General features: G+C 68.6%; 13 protein-coding genes. 6 read left to right on the top strand and 7 right to left on the bottom strand.

Going from position 1 to position 18057, the window contains the following annotated elements:
- The first annotated feature begins 78 nt into the window (after positions 1 to 78).
- From EVS83_RS05000 to pbpC, 4 genes are all read left to right on the top strand, one after another.
- Entirely contained in the window at positions 79 to 1323 is a 1245-nt protein-coding gene (locus EVS83_RS05000; RefSeq protein ID WP_166636808.1) for a cyclic di-GMP phosphodiesterase, read from the top strand.
- Between the two features lie 4 nt (positions 1324 to 1327).
- Complete coding sequence (locus EVS83_RS04995) at positions 1328 to 2632, top strand: putative bifunctional diguanylate cyclase/phosphodiesterase (protein ID WP_133499926.1); 1305 nt, start codon at positions 1328 to 1330, stop codon at positions 2630 to 2632.
- An 89-nt stretch (positions 2633 to 2721) separates the two neighbouring features.
- Positions 2722 to 7674 (top strand): alpha-2-macroglobulin family protein, encoded by a 4953-nt coding sequence (locus tag EVS83_RS04990; RefSeq protein WP_133500013.1) that lies wholly within the window; start codon positions 2722 to 2724, stop codon positions 7672 to 7674.
- A 95-nt stretch (positions 7675 to 7769) separates the two neighbouring features.
- Positions 7770 to 10139 carry a penicillin-binding protein 1C gene (gene pbpC, locus EVS83_RS04985; RefSeq protein ID WP_425456064.1) on the top strand — a complete coding sequence of 790 codons (2370 nt, stop codon included), beginning with the start codon at positions 7770 to 7772 and terminating at the stop codon, positions 10137 to 10139.
- Positions 10140 to 10142: 3 nt separating this feature from the next.
- Here pbpC and EVS83_RS04980 read toward each other — a convergent pair whose 3' ends face one another.
- On the bottom strand, positions 10143 to 10622 hold the full coding sequence (locus EVS83_RS04980; protein ID WP_133499925.1) for a peroxiredoxin: 480 nt from the start codon (positions 10620 to 10622) through the stop codon (positions 10143 to 10145).
- 140 nt (positions 10623 to 10762) lie between these two features.
- Between EVS83_RS04980 and EVS83_RS04975 the strand changes: the two genes are divergently transcribed.
- Together EVS83_RS04975 and EVS83_RS04970 are read left to right on the top strand one after the other, a co-directional pair.
- A complete protein-coding gene (locus tag EVS83_RS04975; RefSeq protein WP_133499924.1) occupies positions 10763 to 11236 on the top strand; it encodes an Hsp20/alpha crystallin family protein in 474 nt (157 codons plus the stop codon).
- Between the two features lie 124 nt (positions 11237 to 11360).
- Positions 11361 to 12254, top strand: coding sequence for a DnaJ C-terminal domain-containing protein (locus tag EVS83_RS04970; protein ID WP_133499923.1), 894 nt, complete (start codon positions 11361 to 11363; stop codon positions 12252 to 12254).
- Positions 12255 to 12318: 64 nt separating this feature from the next.
- On the opposite strand, the gene EVS83_RS04965 is transcribed toward EVS83_RS04970, so the two are convergent.
- The 6 genes from EVS83_RS04965 to sucB form a co-directional block, all read right to left on the bottom strand.
- Positions 12319 to 12684 (bottom strand): response regulator, encoded by a 366-nt coding sequence (locus EVS83_RS04965; RefSeq protein WP_133499922.1) that lies wholly within the window; start codon positions 12682 to 12684, stop codon positions 12319 to 12321.
- Between the two features lie 57 nt (positions 12685 to 12741).
- A complete protein-coding gene (locus tag EVS83_RS04960; RefSeq protein WP_208108691.1) occupies positions 12742 to 13731 on the bottom strand; it encodes a YhdH/YhfP family quinone oxidoreductase in 990 nt (329 codons plus the stop codon).
- 15 nt (positions 13732 to 13746) lie between these two features.
- Positions 13747 to 14340, bottom strand: a complete 594-nt coding sequence (locus EVS83_RS04955; RefSeq protein WP_133500011.1) for an LOG family protein — start codon at positions 14338 to 14340, stop codon at positions 13747 to 13749.
- Positions 14341 to 14348: 8 nt separating this feature from the next.
- Positions 14349 to 15209 (bottom strand): class I SAM-dependent methyltransferase, encoded by an 861-nt coding sequence (locus EVS83_RS04950; RefSeq protein ID WP_166636807.1) that lies wholly within the window; start codon positions 15207 to 15209, stop codon positions 14349 to 14351.
- A 73-nt stretch (positions 15210 to 15282) separates the two neighbouring features.
- Complete coding sequence (lpdA, locus tag EVS83_RS04945; RefSeq protein ID WP_133499919.1) at positions 15283 to 16713, bottom strand: dihydrolipoyl dehydrogenase; 1431 nt, start codon at positions 16711 to 16713, stop codon at positions 15283 to 15285.
- Positions 16714 to 16773: 60 nt separating this feature from the next.
- On the bottom strand, positions 16774 to 18003 hold the full coding sequence (gene sucB, locus EVS83_RS04940) for a dihydrolipoyllysine-residue succinyltransferase (protein ID WP_133499918.1): 1230 nt from the start codon (positions 18001 to 18003) through the stop codon (positions 16774 to 16776).
- Between the last annotated feature and the right edge of the window lie 54 nt (positions 18004 to 18057).

The raw sequence follows: 18057 nt of genomic DNA, 5'->3' as shown, positions 1-18057 counted from the left end.
AACGAGCATCGCAGTCGCGCACGGCGCGTCGCCCGCCGTTCGTGGCCGTGGCCGGGGATGCGCGCGGTGAACGCGACGATGACCGAGTTCCGCCAGGAACTGCGCATCAGCACGGCCGGGCTCGAGCGCGGCATGTTCGTCAGCGAACTCGATCGCCCGTGGCTCGGCAGCGGCTTCGCGTTCGAAGGCGTGATGGTCGAGACGGACGACGACCTGCGGCGTCTCCAGGTCATGTGCAAGCACGTCGTCGTCGACATCGCGCGCGGCAAGTCGCCGTCGCCGCAGTTCGTCGTATTCGATGACGACGATTCGCTGTCGGCACCCGCGGCGCCTCCGCCAGCATCGCACGGACCCGTACGCAGCATCCTGTCGCGCGTGTTCGGCAACGAAGTCGCCGCCGCGGAGAAGGCGCAGGAGACGCTCGAGGCCGGCGTGCGCGACGTCATCGACGGGCTGCGCACGGGCGGCAAGCTCGACGCCGAGAAGCTGCGCGTGGGCGTCGACACGATGCTCGATTCGATCACCCGCAACCCGATGGCGTTGCCGTGGGTGATGGAGATGCGTCGCAAAGGCGACTACGTCTACCAGCACGGCATCGCCTGTTCGATCTGGGCGGCCGCATTCGGCCGTCACCTCGGTCTCGAACGCGACGATCTGCGCGACCTCGCGCTTGGCGCGCTCCTGTGCGACGTCGGCAAGGTGCGCATGCCGGACGGCCTGCTGTCCAAGCCCGGTCCGCTCGATGCCGAAGACCTGCGTCTGGTGCGTGCGCACGTCGAAGAAAGTCGGCGCATCCTCGCCGACACGCCGGGTCTGTCGCCGGTCGTGCATCAGGTGGTCGACTGCCACCACGAACGTCATGACGGTTCGGGCTATCCGCACGGCCTGGCCGGCAGCGCGATCCCGATGTACGCGCGCATCGCCGGCCTGGTCGACAGCTACGACGCCATGGTGAGCCAGCGCCCGTACGCCGCGTCGCGCTCGCCGCACGAAGCGGTGATGGAGCTCTACCAGACGCGCGATCGGCTGTTCCAGGCCGAACTTGTCGAGCAGTTCATTCGCACCTGCGGCGTGTATCCGACCGGCACGCTGGTCGAACTCACCGACGGCAGCGTCGGCGTGGTGATGTCGGTGAACACGCTCAAGCGTCTGCGGCCGTCGGTAATGCTCCTGCTCGGTGCGGACAAGAGCCCGCTTGCCGAGTTCAGGCTGATCGATCTCGCCGAGGTCACCACGGATGCCGACGGCGAACCGCTGAACGTGCGCGGCGGCCTGCCCGCGGGCGCGTACGGCATCGATCGCGCCGCGCTGTTCCTGGACTGACGCGATGCAGCCCGGCCAGGACGAACTGACCGGTCTTCGCGACCGCCGCACGTTCCTGTCGTTGCTCGGCCGCCAGGTCGTGCTCGCGGCCGACAAGCGCGTCCCGATGGCGCTGCTCGTCATCGACATCGATGGCTTCGCCCAGGTCAACGGCATCCACGGCTTCGCCACGGGCGATCGCCTGCTGTCGCATCTCGCGCGACAGCTCGAGTTCGTGACGCGTCCGCAGGACTACGCTGCGCGGCTGGGCGACAACCGCTTCGCGCTCATCCTCACCGGCATGATGAATGCCGGGCATGTCGAACTCGCGGTGCAGAAGCTGTTCCGGCTGCTCGCGCGTCCGATGCGGGAAGGGCAGGCGGAACTGCACGTGCCGGTGACGGTGGGCATCGCGATGGCGCCGCGCCATGCCACGCACTCCGAGTTCCTGTTGCGCCGCGCGGAAGCGGCCCTGTCGCGTGCGCGTCGTGCCGGCGTGCGCCACATGTTCGCGCCCGACACCGCGGGCGACGTCGACATCTCCGATCAGTGGGACCTCGAGGTCCAGCTCGGCGGCGCGATCGAGCGCGGCGAACTGTCGCTCGCGTTCCAGCCCAAGCTCGCCGCCGGACCGTTGCAGCCGATCGGCGCCGAAGCACTGATGCGCTGGTACAGCCCGACGCGCGGTTTCGTGTCGCCGGCGGTGTTCATTCCTGTCGCCGAGCGCATCGGCCATATCAAGAAGCTGACGGTGTGGGCGCTCAACACGGCGCTGCGGCAGGCCTCGCAATGGCGCTTCCCGTCAGGCCCGCCGTCGGTGTCGATCAACATTCCCGGCATGCTCGCGACCGAGCCGGACCTGCCCGAGCTCGTCGAGGACGCACTGCGCCTCTGGGGCGAGGGCGTGCAGTTGGTCGTCGAGATCACGGAGAGCTCGCTCATGGACGCACGCGCGGCGTTCCCGGTGCTGGAGCGCATCCGCGCGCTCGGTGCGCAGATCTCGATCGACGACTTCGGCACGGGCTACTCCTGCCTCTCGTACTTCCGCAACATCCCGGCCGACGAGCTCAAGATCGATCGCTCCTTCGTCACCGAACTCGCGACGGATCCCTCGTGCGCCGACATCATCCGCTTCGTCGTCGACCTCGCGCACCGGTTCAACCTGACGGTCGCCGCCGAAGGCATCGAAGACGTCGCGACGCGTGATCGCCTGATGGCGCTCGGCTGCGACGTCCTGCAGGGTTACCTGTTCGCCAAACCCATGCCCGCCGCCGACCTGGTGCGCTGGCTGGACGAACGTCGGACGGCGGTCGAAACGTCCATCGTCTGACGCGTTTCACCGTCCGTCGGGACGCGATTGCGCGCGTTGGTGGATGCCCAATACTTCGCGCAATCACTAAGGGGGCGCGCATGCACGGCATGCATCGGGCGGACGGATCCGCAGCCTCGCGCCGCGTCGGCGCGTTGATCGTTTTCATCCTCGCACTCACCCTCGGTCTCGGTGGCTGCAAGCGGGACACCGACGGCGAACTGCCGGCACCGAGCGGGGAGGCCATCCACGCGAAGCGCGTCGCCCCGGGTGAGTTCACCATCGCGTCGGCGTACCCCGACAAGGCAGACGACGAACTCGCCATCGCGGTGGAATTCAGTCGGCCGCTCGCCGCCACGCAGGAGTTCGACAAGCTCATCGTCGTGCGCGACGACAAGGGCGGCCACGTCGACGGCGGTTGGGTACTCGACGACGGCGCCAAGGTGCTCCGGTTCCGCCATGTCGAGCCGAGCAAGAACTACGTCGTCGTCGCCTATCCCGGGCTGACGGCGGCGGACGGCAGCCGCATCGGCAAGGAACTCGAGCGCAAGGTCTACACCGGTCCGCTCGATCCGGTCGTCGGCTTCGCCTCGCAGGGCAGCGTGCTGCCGGCGCGCGAAACGCGCGGCCTGCCGGTGGTGTCGATCAACGTGCCGGAAGTCGACGTCGAATTCCTGCGCGTGCGGGACAGCGAACTGCCGAAGTTCTTCGCCGAGTACCAGCGCGGCGGGCGTCGCGGCAGCTGGGACCTCGACAACAACGGCGAGGAACATCGCGCGCTCACGAAGATCGCCGACGCCGTCTACGTCAACCGCTTCGTGCTCGGCGGCAAGGCCAACGAGCGCGTGCTGACCTACCTGCCGATCCAGGACATCAAGGAGCTGCAGGAACCCGGCCTGTACTTCGCGGTGATGAAGAAGGCCGGGACCTTCAGCGACGACTTCGAGACCGCGTTCTTCACCGTCAGCGACCTCGGCGTGCACGTGCGTGCATACAAGGACAAGTTGTTCGTCCACACCGCGTCGCTGCTCGACGGCTCGGGCACGGGCGGTGTGGATTTGCGCGTGCTCGACGCCAAGGGCGAGCCCGTCTTCAAGAGCACGACGGACAGCAACGGCAACGCGCTGCTCGACTACACGCTCGACGCCAGCCACGTGCTGGTCGCGCGCCGCGGCAGCGACGTCACGATGCTGCCGTTCAACCCGCCGGCGCTCGATCTCTCCGAGTTCGCCGTCGCCGGGCGCGAGGAAGCGTGGTTCGATGTGTTCGCGTGGGCCGGCCGCGATCTCTATCGCCCCGGCGAGACGGTCCATCTCTCGGCGCTGCTACGGGATCACGACGGCAATCCCATCGCGACCGCGGCCGGCAAAGCGCCGCAGCCGATCTACGTGCGCTACGTGCAGCCCGACGGCAAAACGCTGATCGAGTCGCGTCTGCAGCCCGACGCGCAGGGTTACGTGCGTCAGGACCAGGTCATCCCGTCCGAGGCACCGACGGGCCGTTGGCGCGTCGAGTTCCGCACCGACCCCGGCAGCAAGGACGCCGTCGAAGGCATGACGCTGCGGGTCGAGGAGTTCCTGCCGGAACGTCTCAAGCTCGACCTCTCGGCACAGCCCGTCGTCACCCCGGGGCAGCCGCTCAAGCTGCACGTGCAGGGCGACTACCTGTACGGCGCGCCGGCCGCCGGCAACCGCTTCACGGCGCGCCTCGCGATCGCGGTCGAACAGCATCCGTTCGAAGCGCAGCAGCTGCCCGGCTACTTCTTCGGCGACGCCACGCTCGCGCTGCCGGACAAGGCCGAGGACGTGCTGGACACCGTGCTCGACCCGAACGGTCGCCTCGACGTCGACGTGCCGCTACCGAAGGACGCGAAACCGGTTTCGCCGATCGCGCTCATGCTGAGCGGCAGCGTGTACGAGACCGGCGGCCGCAGCGTGAATCGCAGCGTGAAGCGCGTGATGTGGCCGGCCGACGCGCTCGTCGGCGTACGCCCGCTGTTCGACGCCACCGACGGCGCGGACGCGAACACGAATGCGCGCTTCCAGCTCATGCGCGTCGACGCGCAGGGCCGCCCGCGCCCCGCGAAGGGCCTGCGCATCACGCTGGTGCGCGAGCGTCGCGACTACCACTGGGATTACGACGAAGACAGCGGCTGGGATTACGCCTTTACCCGTCGCTTCGAGAACGTGCAGACGCTCAACGTCGATGCGGGCAACGACGCCGTGCCGTTCGACTTCCCGGTGGAGTGGGGCGACTACCGGGTCGACGTGTACGACCCGGTCACGAAGCTCACGTCGCGCTATCCGTTTACCGCGGGCTGGAGCTGGAACGACGAAAACCGTGGCCTCGACGCGCGCCCCGACAAGGTCAAGCTCGCGCTCGACAAGACGGGTTATCGCGCTGGCGACACGTTGAAGGTGACGGTGACACCGCCCAATCCGGGTCGTGGCCTGCTGATCGTCGAATCCGATCGCATGCTGTACGTGCAGTCGGTGGACGTGAAAGCCGGCAGCACCTTCGAGATTCCGGTGACCAAGGACTGGGAACGCCACGACGTGTACGTCAGTGCGCTCGTATTCCGCGGCGGCAGCGCGACCAGCAAGGTCACGCCCGCGCGCGCGGTCGGCGTCGCGCACGTGCCGATGGACCGTCGAGATCGGCGCGTCGCCGTCGGCATCTCGGTGCCGGCGAAGACGCGACCGGAGCGCGACCTGCCGGTGACGATCGCGGCGCCGCAGCTCGCGGGCCAACGCGCGCACGTCGTCGTGTCGGCGGTCGACGTCGGCATCCTCAACATCACGCAGTTCCCGGTGCCGGATCCGGCGAAGCACTTCTTCGCGCAGCGCCGGCTCGGCGTCGATGCGTACGACATCTACGGCCGCGTGATCGAGAGTTTCGACGGCGGCACCGCGCGCCTGAAGTTCGGCGGCGACATGGCGCTCCCCGCGCTGCCGCAGGCGCGTCGGCCGACCGCCCATGTGCAGACCGTCGACCTGTTCGCCGGTCCTGTCGCGCTGGACGCTAAGGGGATCGCGCGGCTGAAGGTGGCGGTGCCCGATTTCAACGGCACGTTGCGCGTGTCGGCCGTGGTGTACTCGGGCGGACGCTTCGGCAGCGTCGCGAAGGAAAGCACGATTCGCGCGCCGATCCTCGCCGAACCCAGCATGCCGCGCGTGCTCGCGCCGGGCGACAGCAGTCGCGTCACGCTCGACGTGCAGAACTTCACGGGCCGCGCCGGCAGCTTCAAGGTCAACGTCGACACGACGGGCCCGCTCGCGCTGGCCGACGGCGCCCGAACGCTGACACTGGCGCCGGAGCAGAAGGTCTCGCTCACGTTCCCGCTCACGGCGAAGGAAGGCTTCGGCACCGGGCGTGTGCGTATCCGGATCGACGGCAATGCGTCACGTGTCGATCGCGGTTTCGATCTTCCTGTTCGCCCGGCGTGGCCGCAGGTCGTGCGCACGCGCACGTCGACCTTCGATGCGCCCGCGTCTACGACGCTGCCGGCGGACATCGTCGACGGCCTGATCGCGGACTCGGTCGCCGCCCGTTTGACCGTCAGCCCGAATCCGCCGATCCCGTTCGCGGCCGCGCTGCAGGGCGCGCTCGACTACCCGTACGGCTGCATCGAGCAAACGACCAGCAAGGGTTATGCGGGCCTGCTGCTCGACGACGCGACGGCGCGCACGCTCGGCGTCAAGGGCCTCGACGCGAAGAAGCGCCTTGCGCGCATGAACGGCGCGTTCGCACGCATCTCGGGCATGCAGGTCGCATCAGGCCATTTCTCGATGTGGGGCGATGACGACGATTCCGTGAATCCGCTGCTGACGCCGTACGTCGCCGAGTTCCTGCTCGACGCGCGCGACGCCGGCTTCGCGATTCCGGACACCGTGCTGCAGAAGGCGCTCAAGGCGATGAGCGAGGACCTGCTCGGCGGCAGCAGCGGCTTCTACGGCTACGATCGTCGCGAGCACCTGCGCTTCGCGTACCAGGCGTATGCCGGCTACGTGCTCGCGCGCGTGAACCGTGCGCCGCTCGGCACGCTCCGCGGCCTGTACGACAACGATCGCAAGCAGAGCATCACCGGCCTGCCGCTCGTGCACCTCGGCCTCGCGCTCGCGCTGCAGGGCGACCGTGCGCGTGGCGTGCGTGCGATCCAGGACGGCTTCGATCGCGATCCCGACGCGCGCACCGGCTACTTCGGCGATTACGGCAGCCGCGTTCGCGATGATGCCCTCATGCTCGCGCTCACGCGGCGCCACGGCCTCGCGCCCAAGGCGTTCGATCCGCGCCTGATGGCGCTGGTGCGTGAAATCGATGCGCGACGTTCGGCCTACGGCATATACCTCAGCACGCAGGAGCAGGTCGCACTCGCGCGGCTCGGCAAGCAGCTGATGGTGGACACGTCGCGGCAGGTCGCGGGCGCGTGGCGCGTTGCGGGCGCGGCGAGCGAGGCGCCGGCGGCGAAGCTGCAGGCGCGTCTGTTCGACATCACGGCCGTGCGCGGCGGGATCTCCTTCGCGCCGACGGGTACCGGCACGCTCTACGCCACTGTCGACGTTGCGGGCATTCCGCGCGATCCGCCGGCGTTCGACGATTCGAAGATCGGCATCGTCCGCAAGTGGTACACGCCGGACGGCCAGCCGTGGGATGGCGGCAAGCTCGAGGAAGGCGACGCGCTGATCGTGTCCGTCGCGATCACGCCGCAGGACGACGTGCCCGACGCGCTGCTCACCGACCTGCTGCCGGCCGGCCTCGAGATCGAGAACTTCAATCTCGGCGACGAGAAGCAGTGGGCCGACGTCAGCATCGACGGCATCGAACTCGCCGACCGCAAGGACGCGGCCGAGGTGAAGCACGAGGAGTTCCGCGAGGATCGCTACGTCGCGGCGCTCAAGCTCTCGTCGGGCAGCACGTCGCGCGTGTTCTACATGGTGCGCGCGGTGACGCCGGGCACGTACACCGTGCCGCCGTCGCTCGTGGAAGACATGTACCGGCCGTGGATCCGCGGCGTCGGCAAGGCGTCACCGGCGAAGGTCAACGTGGGCGAGCCGGGGCACTGAGCCCGGCTCGATCCGACGAGGTTGCAGTGGCGGTTCGATGGTCAAAACGCGCGAGGCGGCGACGGGATGGCGATGGCTCATCGCCGGTCGCGCGCGTGGACGTCGAGTCGCCGCGCGCGACGCGACGTCGCTCGCTCGCACGCCGCGCGCTAGCGGCGCTGCTCGCGATCGAAAGCGTCCTCGTTCTCGCGATGCTGCTCGACCTCGCGTTCCCGCTGCCCTTGCCCGATGCACGCGATGGCGGCGCAGTGGTGCTGGCGCGAGACGGCGCACCGCTGCGTGCATTCGCCGACAGTCGTGGTGTCTGGCGCTATCCGGTGCGCGCCGAAGCGGTGTCGCCGCTCTACCTGCAGGCGCTGATCGGCTACGAGGACCGCTGGTTCTGGCGGCATCCGGGCATCAACCCCTATGCACTCGCGCGGGCGGGCGCACAGGTGCTGCGGTATCGCCACGTCGTGTCGGGCGGTTCGACGCTCACGATGCAGGTCGCGCGCATCCTCGACCCGCATCCGCGCGACGTCGGCGGCAAGCTCCGGCAGGTGTTCCGCGCGCTGCAGCTCGAAGTGCACGTCGGCAAGCGCGGGATCCTGCAGCTCTATCTCGACCACGCGCCGTTCGGTGGCGCCATCGAGGGCGTGGAGGCCGCGAGCTGGGCCTACCTCGGCAAGCCCGCGTCGCGGCTCTCGCACGCGGAAGCCGCACTGCTCACCGTCCTGCCGCAGGCGCCGAGCCGGCTGCGTCCTGATCGCCATCCCGAGGCCGCTCGCGCCGCGCGCGACAAGGTGCTCGCGCGCATGGCGCAGCTCGGCGTCTGGACGAATGCGGACGCACACGACGCGCGCATCGAACCCGTGGTCGCGCGTTCGCTGCAGGCGCCGCGTCTCGCGCCGTTGCTCGCCCAGCGCCTGCGCAGTGCATCGCCGCGCCAGGCGCGCATCGCGTCGACCATCGATCGCGACCTGCAACGCGTCGTCGAGGATCGCATCGCCGCGTATTTTTCGACGCTTCCGGAGCGCACGTCGGCCGCGTTGCTCGTCGTCGACAACGCCACGCTCGAAGCGCGCGCCTACGTCGGATCTCTCGATATCGAAGACGCCGCGCGGTTGGGCCACGTCGACATGGTGCGCGCGTGGCGGTCGCCGGGTTCGACGCTCAAGCCCTTCCTCTACGGCATGGCGCTGGACGACGGCATCGTGCATTCCGAAAGCCTGCTGGTCGACGCGCCGCAATCCTTTGGCGACTACCGCCCCGGCAATTTCGATGCGGCATTCACCGGGCCGATCAGCGTCGCGGACGCGCTGCGGCAGTCGCTCAACGTGCCGGCGGTGGATGTGCTCGACCGTGTCGGTCCGGCACATTTCGATGCACGCCTCGCGCATGCAGGCCTGCGCTTGAAGTGGCCCGACGGCGCAAAGCCGAACCTGTCCATGATCCTTGGTGGCACGGGGGCGAAGCTCGAAGACCTCGTCGGCGCGTATGCATCGTTCGCGCGCGGCGGCGTTGCGGGGCGCGTGCGCTACACGCCGAACGATCCGCATGTCGAACGGCGCGTGATGTCGGAAGGCGCCGCGTGGATCATTCGCGACATCCTCGAACGCACGCCGCGGCCCGGCAGCGTCGGCGACCTGTTCGATGCGCGAGGCCGTGCACCACTCGCGTGGAAGACGGGCACGAGCTACGGCTATCGCGACGCGTGGGCGCTCGGCGCGACGCCCGCGTACACGGTCGGCGTGTGGGTCGGTCGACCCGACGGAACGCCAATGCCGGGCCAGTACGGCGCGGTCACCGCGTTGCCGCTGCTGTTCGAGATCGTCGACAGCCTGCCGCGCGCGCGAACGGCGGCGTCGCCGCGGCGGCCGTCGTCCGTCTCGCAGACCGACATCTGCTGGCCGCTCGGCACACCGGCCGACGCGCAGCCCGCCGCGCTGTGCGAGCGCCGCATGACGGCGTGGGTGCTCGACGGAACCGTGCCGCCGACGCTCCCGGAGCGTCAGGCGCGTGCGTGGAATGCGGGTCGCGAGGATGTCGACGTCGATGCGTCGACGGGCCTGCGTGTTTCCGCCGACTGCGCGCGGACGCACGTCACGCGACCGGTATCGCTCGCGCGATGGCCCGTGCTTGCATCGCCGTGGCTGACGCAACGCGAGCGCGAGGCGTCGGTGTTGCCCGCGCTATCGCCCGACTGCGCCGACGACGGACGCGCCGCCGCGGCGACGCTTCACATCGACGGCGTTCGCGACAACGCGCGGCTCGCATCGGGCGACGGCGCGTCCGTGCGCGTCGAGGTGCGCGCGCTCGGTACGACCGACGACGTGCGCTGGCTGCTCGATGGCCGCTTCATCGCGCAGACGACGGGTGCGGCGACATTGCCCCTGCAACTCGCCGAGCCCGGCGCCCACGTGCTCACCGCGCTCGCGCAGGGTGGGGCGTGGGCGCGGATCTCGTTCGACGTGCTGTCGCGCTGAGCGTTACGCCGTCGCGTCGAGAAGGTTCTCGGCGGTCGACACGCGGAACTCGCCGGGCGCTTCGACGAACAACTGCGCGATCACGCCGTCGGCGACGACCATCGCGAAGCGCTTGGAGCGGATGCCCATGCCGTATGCCGAGGCGTCGAGATCGAGACCGAGCGCACGCGACAGCTCCGCGTTGCCGTCGGCGACCATCTTCATGCCGTCGGGCACGCCTGCGCTGCGCATCCACGCCTGCATGACGAACGGATCGTTCACCGCCATGCACGCGACGTCGTAACCGCGGCGACGGAACTCGTCGAACTTCTCGATGAAGCCGGGCAGGTGGCGCTCCGAGCACGTCGGCGTGAATGCGCCGGGCACGGCGAACACCACGGACTTGCCGGTGCCGAACAGCGAGAGCGTGTCGGTCTTCTCGATCCCGTTCGAGGTGATCTGCTGGACCACGACTTCGGGAATGCGGTCGCCGGGCTGGACCATGGGGGGGAGCTCCTGTCTGATGTCTGAAGGCAGTGTACGGCCGTCGGCAGGCGCGCGGGTCGGCTCTTGAAAGCGCGCGGCCGGCCACTACGTATCGCGGCAGAGCGGCATGGCCGCGATTCCACGATGAGGACACCGCAATGAACCAGTTTCCGCAGCAGCGTCCGGGCCCGCAGCTCCAGGACGAGTTCAAGCAGATGTTCGAGCGCTTCTTCAACCTCAACGAGACCGCGAACGACGAGTCGTCGGTGGTGACCAGCCAGTGGGCGCCGCGCGTGGACATCGTCGAGGAGCCGAACCGCTTCACGATCTTCGCGGACCTGCCCGGCGTCGACCCGCAGGACGTCGAGGTGCTGATGGACAAGGGCATCCTGTCGATCCGCGGCGAGCGCAAGAGCGAGATCAACGCGCAGACCGGCCGCTATTCGCGCGTCGAGCGTCGCTATGGCGTCTTCCACCGCCGCTTCGCACTGCCCGACAGCGCCGACCCCGAGGGCATCACCGCGAACGGTCGCAACGGTGTGCTGGAAATCAGCATTCCCAAGCGTCCGGAAACGACGCCGCGCCGCATCCAGGTGGGAGCGGGCGCACAGGGCGACGCCACGCGGCAGTAAGCGCGACGGTTCGACACCGGACGACGCCACCACACGGCGTCGTTCGATGGCGGCCACTACACTGACGGCCCGCCGGCATCGCCCGCGGGCCGTTTTCGTTTTCCATCGATCAGCGGAGCGCAGGATGCAGTTCAAGGACTACTACGAGATCCTCGGCGTCGAGCCCACCGCGGGCGATGCGGAGATCAAGACGGCCTATCGTCGCCTCGCCCGCAAGTACCACCCGGACGTCAGCAAGGAAAAGGACGCGGAAGACCACTTCAAGGCCGTCAACGAGGCCTACGAAGCGCTGCGCGATCCTGCCAAGCGCAAGGCCTACGACCAGCTGCGCTCGCGCGGCTACCGGCCCGGCGACGACGTGCACCCGGGGCCGCAGGATTACGGCGACTTCGCCGGTGGCGGCGTCGACTTCGAGGAGATCTTTGCGGGTGGTGGCGCCGGCGGCGGTTTCAGCGACTTCTTCGAGAGCCTGTTCGGCCAGGCGCGTCGCGGCAGTGCGCGCCCCGGTCCGGGTCGCAGCGCACCGCCACGCAGCGATACCCGCGCGAAGCTCGCGGTGCCGCTCGAGGCGGTCTACGAAGGCAAGTCGGTGCGTATCGGCATCAACGGCCGAACGCTCGACGTGCGCGTACCCAAGGGCGTGCGCGAGGGGCAGGTGATCCGGCTCGCGGGGCAGGGGGCGACGGGCGGTGATCTGCTGCTCGAAGTCGAATACGCCGCGCATCCGCAGTTCGAGGTCGACGGTCGCAACATCATCCACGTGCTGCAGGTGACGCCGTGGGATGCGGCGCTGGGCGCAACGCTCAGCGTGCCCACGCTCGGTGGCAACGTCGAGCTGCGGATTCCGCCCAACTCCGACGCGGGCCGCAAACTGCGCCTGCGCGGCCGTGGACTGCCGGGTGATCCGCCGGGTGATCAGATCGTCGAACTGGAGATCACCGCGCCGCGTGCGCATTCCGTCGGGCAGATCCAGGCGTACGAAGCACTGCGCGATGCGTTCGCCGGTGAGCGGGTGTAAGCGGTCCACCACGCGCATAAAAAAAGGCCGCATTGCGCGGCCTTTTTTTCGATGCGCGGCGCGATCAGCCCGGCATCAGCTGGCCGATCACTTCGGCCAGGTCGTTGTCGTTGAACGGCTTGGTGATGTACGCCTTCGCGCCCTGGCGCAGGCCCCACATGCGGTCGGTGTCCTGGTCCTTCGTCGTCACGAGCACGATCGGGATGTGCTTCGTCGTCGCTTCGCGCGTGATCGCGCGCGTGGCCTGGAAGCCGTTGAGGTTCGGCATCACCACGTCCATGAGGATGAGGTCGGGCAGCTCGCGCTTGGCGGCTTCCACGCCGGCCGCGCCGTCTTCGGCGGTGAGGGCTTCATGCCCGAGCTTCTCGACGAGGCGGCGGATGCCCATCAGCTGGGAGGGCGAGTCGTCGACGATCAGGATTCGGGCCATGGTGCGCTCTCGGAGGTTGACGCGATTCTAACGGGGCGACGTCTCAGGACGGCAAGCTCAGAGGCGCACCAGGGTGCGACCCAGTGATCCACCCGCGAGCATGCCGTCGAACACGGCGGGCAGGCCGACGAGGTCGACCTCCCGCGTCAGGATCCGGTCCAGATGGGCGGGCTTCCAGTCCGACGCGAGGTGTTGCCAGACGCGTTCGCGGATCGCCCGCGCCGTGCCCGCCGAGGCGACCCCCAGCAGCGACACGCCGCGGATGATGAACGGCATGACGGTGGCGGGCAGGTCGGGCGTGGCCGCGAGGCCGGCCGACGCGACGTTGCCGTAGGGCGCGGTCTGCGCGAGCAGGCTGGCGAGCATGGCGCCGCCGACGTTGTCGAGGCCGCCGCCGAAGCGCGCGCTCTCCATCGGACGCTTGGTCGCGAGCGCAGCGCGCGGCAGCACGTCGGTCGCGCCGAGCGCGCGCAGGTAGTCGGCGTGCTCGGGCTTGCCACTGACCGCATGCACCTCGAAACCGGCGCGGGTGAAGATGTCGACCGCCAGCGAACCGACGCCGCCGGTCGCGCCGGTGACCGCCAGCGGGCCATGTTCGGGCGTCTGCCCGTTCTCGAGCATCCGGTACAGCGCGAGCGCAGCGGTGAAACCCGCGGTGCCGAGGATCATCGCTTCGCGCAGGTCGAGACCGGCGGGAAGGGGAATCGTCCATTCGGCTTCAAGGCGCGCATATTCGCCGTAGCCGCCGTCGCGCGTTTCCGACAACCCGCTGCCGGTGACCAGCACCGCATCGCCTTCGCGGTACCGCGGGTCGCGGCTTTCGACGACATGGCCCGCGACGTCGATGCCGCCCACGAGCGGGACCCTGCGCAGGATCTTTCCCTTGCCGGTTCCTGCGAGCGCGTCCTTGTAGTTCACCGACGAATACGCGGTGCGAATGACGACTTCGCCGGGCGACAGGTCGTCGACCGAAATCGACTCGACGCCGCTGCGATAACCGCGTTCGTCGTCGTGGATGCGGAAGGCGCGGAAGCTGCTCGGGCTCATCATGATCTCCTGCGCTCAGCGGATTTCGCGTCGGCGCTTCTCGTCCATCCACTTGTCCGCCTGTGCCGGGCGGTAGGCACGCATCCATGCGAGCATCGCGTCGATGTCGTCGCCGTGCCACAGATCGGTGCGCTGCTCGGGATGCAGGAAGCGCTCGGCGACCATGCGATCGAGCATCGACATCAGCGGCGAATAGAAGCCGTCGATGTCGAGGAACGCGCAGGGACGGTCGCCCAGGCCGAGCTGCCGCCACGTCAGCATCTCGAACATTTCGTCGAGCGTGCCGAAGCCGCCAGGCAGCGCGACGAACGCGTCCGACAGATCGAACATGCGCGCCTTGCGCGTGTGCATGTCGGCGACGACTTCCAGCCGCGTCAGGCCGCGATGCGCGACCTCCCAGTTCACCAGCTGCTCGGGAATCACGCCGACGACTTCGCCGCCGGCTTCGAGCGCGGCGTCCGCGACGATGCCCATCAGCCCGACGTTGCCACCGCCGTAGACGATGCTCACGCCGTCCTTCGCGAGGCGACGCGCCAGCGCACCCGCGCGCTCGGCATAGATCGGGCGGCTGCCCGAATTGGAGCCGCAGTACACGGCAACGGAACGGATCTCACGCATCAGTCCACACTCTCCATCAGCACGATGCCCGACATCCGGCGCATCGCGTCGCGCTTCTCGCGCGGTTGCAGTTTCGACAGCAGCACCCACAACGGCGCGAGCGGCACCGTGCGTTGCAGGCGCAGCGATTCATCCCACATCGAGCGGAACTCACGCTCGCGCCAGCCCATCGGCGAGAACCACGACGTGCCTTCCGCCGGCGCGAAGCGGAACGGCGCGTTGCCGGCCGCGAGGTTCTTGTTCCATTGCTTCGTGAATCGCTTGATGAGCAGCGGGGAGGCGAGGTCGCTCAGCCACCAGCGTGCACGTGCGACGTCATGCAGGTCGCGGGCGAGGGCGGCGACGTCATCGGGTTCCAGGTAGATCAACAGACCTTCCGTGATGACGAGCACCGGGCCGGTCGTCGCGGCGTCAGCGAACAGCGCGCGACGTGCATCGGCTTCGCGCAGGTCGACCGCATGGAACTCGACCTTGCATTGCGGCGTTTCGCGCGCCATGGCGTCGCGGAAATACGCAAGCATCTCCGGCAGGTCGACGTGCATCCAGCGCAGGTCGGCGGGTAGATCGAGACGGTACGGCCGCGCATCGAGGCCGGCGGCAAGGTTGAGCACGGTGCGCGCACCCTCGTGGATGCAGCGCATCACGATCTCGTCCATCACGGCGGTGCGCACGATCATCGGCCACGCCATCGAGCGGCCGCGCGGCATCTCGCGCACGATGCGTTCGCCGCGCTCGCCACCGAGGCGTCGCGCGTGCGGATCGTTGAAGATCGCGTCGCTGCGCTCGCTCTCCATCGCGCGATAGATCGCGACCCAGCGGGCGGTGTCGGACACGTTGCGGACGGGCGTTGCGTCGGACATTGCGGTCTCCCGAAACGACGAAGCCGCCATCATCGCAGGATGACGGCGGCCTCGCGTGACACGCGTGGGGCGATCAGTTCGCCTTGTGGATCGCGCGCTTGTGGACGGCCATGGCGGCGTCGTGCACGGCTTCCGACAGCGACGGATGCGCGTGGCAGATGCGGGCGAGGTCGTCGGCCGAACCCTTGAACTCCATCGTCAGCACGCCTTCGTGCACGAGTTCGGACACGTTCGCGCCGACGAGATGCATGCCGAGCACCGTGTCGGTTTCCGCGTGTGCGATCACCTTCACGAAGCCCGCCGGCTCGGCCATCGCGACCGCGCGACCGACCGCCGCGAACGGAAAGCTGCCGGCCTTGTACGGCACGCCTTCCGCCTTGAGCTGTTCCTCGGTCTTGCCGACCCAGGCGATCTCCGGCTCGGTGTAGATCACCCACGGAATCGTGTCGAAGTTGACGTGGCCCGGCAGGCCCGCGATGAGCTCGGCCACCGCGATGCCTTCCTCGAAACCCTTGTGCGCGAGCATCGGGCCGCGCACGCAGTCGCCGACGGCCCACACGCCGTCGACGCCGGTGTGGCAGTGCTCGTCGACCACGATCTGGCCGCGCTCGTTGACCTGCACGCCGGTGCCGTCCGCGAGCAGGCCCTTCGTCGCCGCGCGGCGGCCGACGGCCACCAGCAGCTTGTCGACGACGAGTTCCTGCGTCGCGCCCTTGTCGTCGGTGTAGCTGACGTGCACGCCGTCGGCCTTGATCTCGGTGTTCGACACCTTGCAGCCGAGGCGGATGTCGAGGCCCTGCTTCTTGAACTCGCGTGCGGCGACCTTCGACGCCTCGCCATCGGCGGCCGACAGGAACGTCGGCATGCCTTCGAGGATCGTGACCTGCGAGCCGAGACGGTTCCACACGCTGCCGAGTTCGAGGCCGATGACGCCGGCGCCGATGACGCCAAGCCGCTTCGGCACTTCGGTGAAATCGAGCGCGCCGACGTTGTCGACGACGTGCTCGCCGAACTTCGCGAACGGCAGCTCGATCGAATCCGAGCCCGCGGCGATGATCACGTTCGTGCCCTTGAGCTCGACGGTCGAACCGTCGTGCTGCTTCACCACGACGACGTTACCCGGCTGCAGCTGGCCGAAGCCGTAGAACGCAGCCACCTTGTTCGCCTTGAACAGCTGCGCGATGCCGCCGGTGAACTGCTTGACGATCTTGTCCTTGCGACCAACCATCGTCGGCACGTCGATGCTCTCGTTCGAGAACTTGATGCCGTGCTGGTCGAAGATGTGGTGCATGTTCCAGAACTGGCGCGACGAATCGAGCAGCGCCTTGGACGGAATGCAGCCCACGCGCAGGCAGGTGCCGCCGAGCGCCGGCTGGCCGTCCTTGCCGAGCGCCGCGTCGATGCACGCGGTCTTGAGGCCGAGCTGCGCGGCACGGATCGCGGCGTGGTAGCCCGCGGGGCCGGCGCCGATGACGACGACGTCGAATTGCTGCTGTTCGCTCATCTCAGATATTCCTTGTTCGCCTAATGCAAAGGCCCCGCGCGGTGGCGGGGCCGTCGGGCATTACATGCCCAGCAGCATGCGGTGCGGGTTCTCGAGCTGGTTCTTGATGTCGACCAAGAAGAGGACGGCATCCTTACCATCGATGATGCGGTGGTCGTAGGACAGCGCGATGTACATCATCGGCGCCGCGACGACCTGGCCGTTCTCGACGATCGCGCGCTCCTTGATCGCGTGCATGCCGAGGATCGCGCTCTGCGGCGGGTTGACGATCGGGGTCGACATCAGCGAGCCGAAGGTGCCGCCGTTGGTGATCGTGAACGTGCCGCCCTGCAGATCGTCGAGGCCGAGCTTGCCGTCGCGCGCCTTCTTGGCGTAGTCGGCAATGCCCTTCTCGATGTCGGCGAACGACATGCGCTCGACGTTGCGCAGCACCGGCGTCACCAGGCCCTTGTCGGTCGACACCGCGATCGAGATGTCGGCGTAGCCGTGATAGATCACGTCATTGCCGTCGACCGACGCATTGATGATCGGATGGCGCTGCAGCGCGTTCGCCGCGGCCTTCGCGAAGAAGCTCATGAAGCCGAGCTTGATGCCGTTGGCCTTGACGAAGTCGTCCTGCAGCTCCGAACGCATCGCCATGACCTTGCCGAGGTTGACCTCGTTGAACGAGGTCAGCATCGCGATGGAGTTCTTCGACTGCATCAGGCGCTCGGCGATGCGCGCGCGCATGCGCGTCATCGGCACGCGCTCTTCCGGACGCGCGCCACCCGCGGCGCCGACGCCACCGGACTTGGCGTAGTTGACGATGTCTTCCTTGGTCACCGCGCCGCGGCGACCGGTGCCGGCCACGTCGGCGGCGTTGACGCCCGACGTTTCGGCGGCGAAGCGCGCGCCCGGCGGCAGCTGCGCATTCGCGCCCGGCGCGGGCTGCTGCGGCGCCGACTTCGGCAGCACCGGCTGCGCTTCATTCGTCGTCGCGGCGTCGTTCTTCGCGTCGATGACCTTGTCGGCCTTCGATTCGGCGGCCGGCGCGGCCGGGGCCGCAGCCGCGGCGCCCGCTTCGACGATCGCGATCACCTGCTCGCTGTTGACCGTCGCGCCGGTGTCGAACTTGATTTCCTTGAGCACGCCGTCGACGGGCGAGGGCACTTCGAGCACGACCTTGTCGGTCTCGAGGTCGACGAGGTTCTCGTCGCGCTTGACCGCGTCGCCGGGCTTCTTGTGCCAGGTGGCGATGGTGGCGTCGGAGACCGACTCCGGCAGCACGGGAACCTTGATTTCGGTGCTCATGGAAAAGCGTCCTTGAGAAATGGAAGGGTGCAGCAGGCGTTCGGCGCGGCGTCG

Source organism: Cognatilysobacter terrigena (assembly GCF_004361065.1).
In the GTDB taxonomy this organism is placed as follows: Bacteria; Pseudomonadota; Gammaproteobacteria; order Xanthomonadales; family Xanthomonadaceae; genus Cognatilysobacter; species Cognatilysobacter terrigena.
Note: the sequence above shows the minus strand (reverse complement) of the source record. Positions and strands in the feature narration are given on the sequence as shown.